This window comes from Micromonospora sp. 4G55 (assembly GCF_016803375.1).
In genome coordinates, this window is the sequence record NZ_JAEVHN010000680.1 from 1 (window position 1) to 3,242 (window position 3,242).

General features: G+C 72.1%; 5 protein-coding genes and 1 pseudogene. 4 read left to right on the forward strand and 2 right to left on the reverse strand.

What is annotated here, in order from left to right:
• Positions 1–46: 46 nt before the first annotated feature.
• Positions 47–295, reverse strand: a complete 249-nt coding sequence (locus JNW89_RS32230) for a flavin reductase (RefSeq protein WP_238451932.1) — start codon at positions 293–295, stop codon at positions 47–49.
• A complete protein-coding gene (locus tag JNW89_RS32235; protein WP_238451933.1) occupies positions 292–510 on the reverse strand; it encodes a hypothetical protein in 219 nt (72 codons plus the stop codon). Before JNW89_RS32235 ends, JNW89_RS32230 begins: the two co-directional genes overlap by 4 nt.
• Positions 511–767: 257 nt before the next feature.
• Between JNW89_RS32235 and JNW89_RS32240 the strand changes: the two genes are divergently transcribed.
• From JNW89_RS32240 to JNW89_RS32255, 4 genes and pseudogenes are all read left to right on the forward strand, one after another.
• Entirely contained in the window at positions 768–1,514 is a 747-nt protein-coding gene (locus tag JNW89_RS32240) for a DUF5753 domain-containing protein (protein ID WP_238451934.1), read from the forward strand.
• Positions 1,502–1,696, forward strand: coding sequence for a DUF397 domain-containing protein (locus JNW89_RS32245; RefSeq protein ID WP_238451935.1), 195 nt, complete (start codon positions 1,502–1,504; stop codon positions 1,694–1,696). The genes JNW89_RS32240 and JNW89_RS32245 overlap by 13 nt, the downstream gene beginning before the upstream one ends.
• An 86-nt stretch (positions 1,697–1,782) precedes the next feature.
• Positions 1,783–2,178: a YciI family protein gene (locus tag JNW89_RS32250; protein ID WP_238451936.1), complete on the forward strand. Its 396-nt coding sequence runs from the start codon at positions 1,783–1,785 to the stop codon at positions 2,176–2,178.
• Positions 2,178–3,242 (forward strand): annotated as a pseudogene (locus JNW89_RS32255) (RNA polymerase sigma factor); the annotation flags it as partial. The gene JNW89_RS32250 and the pseudogene JNW89_RS32255, both read left to right, overlap by 1 nt.

Here is a 3,242-nt window from a genome sequence, read left to right on the forward strand (position 1 = left end):
ACCGCCGCGCTGCTCGCCGCCGGTGTGGTGGGGTGACCCGTGCCGACTAACCGGTCCGGGCCCATGACAGGAAGCGCTCGGTGAGGTTCTCCGGCACGGCGTGCCCGTTGAGCTGGGAGAGCTGCGCGCCGGCCTCGGCCATCAGGGTGCTCAGGTAGACCAGCAGCGCGATGCGGTCCTCGCGGTACTCGACCAGCAGCGCCAGCCGCGCCGGCTGGCAGGGCCACTCCGCACCGCAGGCCCGGCACCGCCACAGGGGGCGCATCGGCAGGTGCGGTCGAAACTGCGGGCTCACCTTCCCACCACCACTGTCCGGTCCAGCCGGACGAGCGCGAATCGCTGCCGCAGATCGACGGAACCGTCCGGCCGTACGTCGCGGCCGATCAGCTCGACCCAGAGCGCGCCGTCGATGTCGCGCCGGTTCAGCACCTCACAGACGTGCATGACGAGCGGCCGCGCGCCGAAACGGTAGAAGTTCTCGGGGACGGTGATCACGTCACCGACGGTCACCAGCGGCCTCCGTTCGCCCACCGGCGACGGGAGGCAAGCGGTTGCTCGACGTGGCCGGGGTTTGGCGTACGGCGTCGGCTGGACAGTCGCATCGTGATCTCCTCTTCGGGGTGCGGGGCAGCGCACGCATCCGGCGGGATGTGGTTCTCCGCCCGTCGCGCCGTCCTCACCCAGCACCCTGCCAAGCGTTGCGGGACCAACACACTGCGTTGCATTCTGTACTGTGGACGTAGCGGACGTTCGGCGAGGGAGCGGGGATGAATCGGGCGGTGCAGGTAGCCATGGCCGAGGCCGGTGAGACCGCCGACAGCCTCGCAGCGCAGGTCGGCGTCGATCCGAAGACAGCTGCTCGCTGGGTCAGCCAGGGGCGGATACCACAGACCCGGCACCGTTCGCAGGTCGCGGCGATCCTCGGCAAGGACATATCGGAGCTGTGGCCGGACGTCCTAAAGCGGCGAGAACCAGCTTGGTTCCGTCCCTGGGCAGAGGTTGAACGGGAAGCATCGGGGCTGCGGTGGTACGAATCCGCCGTCCTTCCCGGCTTGCTACAGACCGAGGACTACGCCCGCGCTGTCCTCGCGAGCGGACCGTTGATGGCGGAGGCGGAAAGCTACGTCGAGAACCGTCTTCGTCGGCAGGCCGCCGTCTTCGACCGTCCGCGGCCACCGCTGGCGGTCTTCGTGATCGACGAAGCGGCGCTTCGACGTGGTGACCCGGACGTCATGCATCCGCAACTGGACCACCTGATCACGATGGCACAGCGACCCAGCGTCATGGTGCACGTGCTGCCGCTACGCGCTGGCCTCCATCCCGGCCAGGCGGGACCGTTCATCATCGCGACGACAACGGAGGGTGAGGAGGTCGGCTACCTGGACGACCAGTCGGCCGGTCGCATCACAAACGACGTTGCTCCCCTGTGGGCGGTCTGGGATACCGTCAGGTCGGTGGCGCTTCCGCGCGACCAGACCATCGATCTCCTGAGAGCGCGAGCATGGATGACCTGACCGGCGCGCGGTGGCGTACCAGCACCCGCAGCAGTTCCAACGGCGGCGCCTGCGTCGAGGTCGCCGACAACCTTCCCGGCGTCATCCTCGTCCGCGACACGAAGGACCGCGAGGGCGGCACACTGGCCTTCAGCCCCGCCGCCTGGCAGGCGTTCGTCACTCGGGTCGCCGCCCGGCCCTGACCCGTTGTCCGGCTCGGCCCGGCGGCTCCGACGTTCCCGGTGACGGCCCATCCGGGCCGGCCGAGAGGAGCGACACCGTGAAGTACATGATCATGCTGTACGGCTCGCAGCGGGACTACGACGCGATGGCGGGCCGTCCCGCCGACGACCGGCCGCCGATGTCGCCGGAGCAGGTCGCGGCGATGCACGCCCACATGGAGGCGGTGCACAAGGAGATCGCGGAGTCGGGCGAGCTGGTCGACGGCCGAGGGCTGACCGCCCCGGTGCACGCCCGCCGGGTCACGGTGCGCGAGGGTGCGCCCGTGGTGACCGACGGCCCCTACCCGGAGACGCAGGAGGTGCTGGCCGGCTTCACGATCGTGGAGTGCGACAGCTTCGACCGGGCCACCCGGATCGCCGCGCGGTTCGTCAATCCGGACGCCGAGGGCGAGTACGTGGACGTGCGGCCGGTCGCCGAGGGTATCGAGGACCTGAACGGCTGATGACCGCCGACGCCGTCGAGGACCTGCTGCGCCGCCTGACGCCGCAGGTCCTCGGCGCGGTGGTGCGCCGCTACGGGCACTTCGACACCGCCGAGGACGCCACCCAGGAGGCGCTGCTCGCGGCCGCGACCCGGTGGCCGGTCGACGGCGTACCCGATCACCCGCGCGCCTGGCTGATCACCGTCGCGGCGCGGCGCCTGACCGACCTGCTCCGCGGCGAGCAGGCCCGGCGGCGGCGCGAGGACGACGTCGCCCGGCGGTTGCCGCCCGAGCAGTGGCTCGCTCCCCCGGCGGACCGCCGGTCCCCGGAGGACGACAGCCTGGTGCTGCTCTTCCTCTGCTGCCACCCGGAGCTACCCCCGGCCGCGCAGATCGCGCTGACCCTGCGGGCCGTCGGCGGCCTGAGCACCGCCGAGGTGGCCCGGGCGTTCCTGGTCCCGGAGGGCACGATGACCCGCCGGATCACCCGCGCCAAGCAGCGCATCCGGGACAGCGGCGTGCCGTTCGGCCTGCCCACCGGGCCGGAGCGGGCGGCCCGCCTGGCCGCCGTCCGGCACGTCCTCTATCTGATCTTCAACGAGGGGTACGCCAGCACGGCCGGCCCGCTGCTGCGCCGGGTGGACCTGTCCACCGAGGCGATCCGGCTCACCCGGATGCTGCACCGGCTGCTCCCCGACGACGCCGAGGTGACCGGGCTGCTGGCGCTGATGCTGCTCACCGATGCGCGGGGGCCGGCCCGGGTCGGGCGAACGGCGAGCTGGTCCCGATGGCCGAGCAGGACCGCGGCCGGTGGCGCGCCGACCAGATCGCGAGGGCGTCGCGCTGGTCAGCGCGGTGCTGCCGCGCGGCGACGTCGGGCCGTACCAGATGCAGGCGGCGATCGCGGCGCTGCACGACGAGGCCCCGAGCGCCGAGGAGACCGACTGGCCGCAGATCGAGGCGCTCTACGCGGTGCTGACCGGCCTGTCCGACAACCCGGTGGTGGCGCTGAATCACGCGGTCGCGGTGGCCATGGCCCGGGGCGCATCCGCCGGGCTCGACCTGCTCGCCGGGCTGGCGGCCGA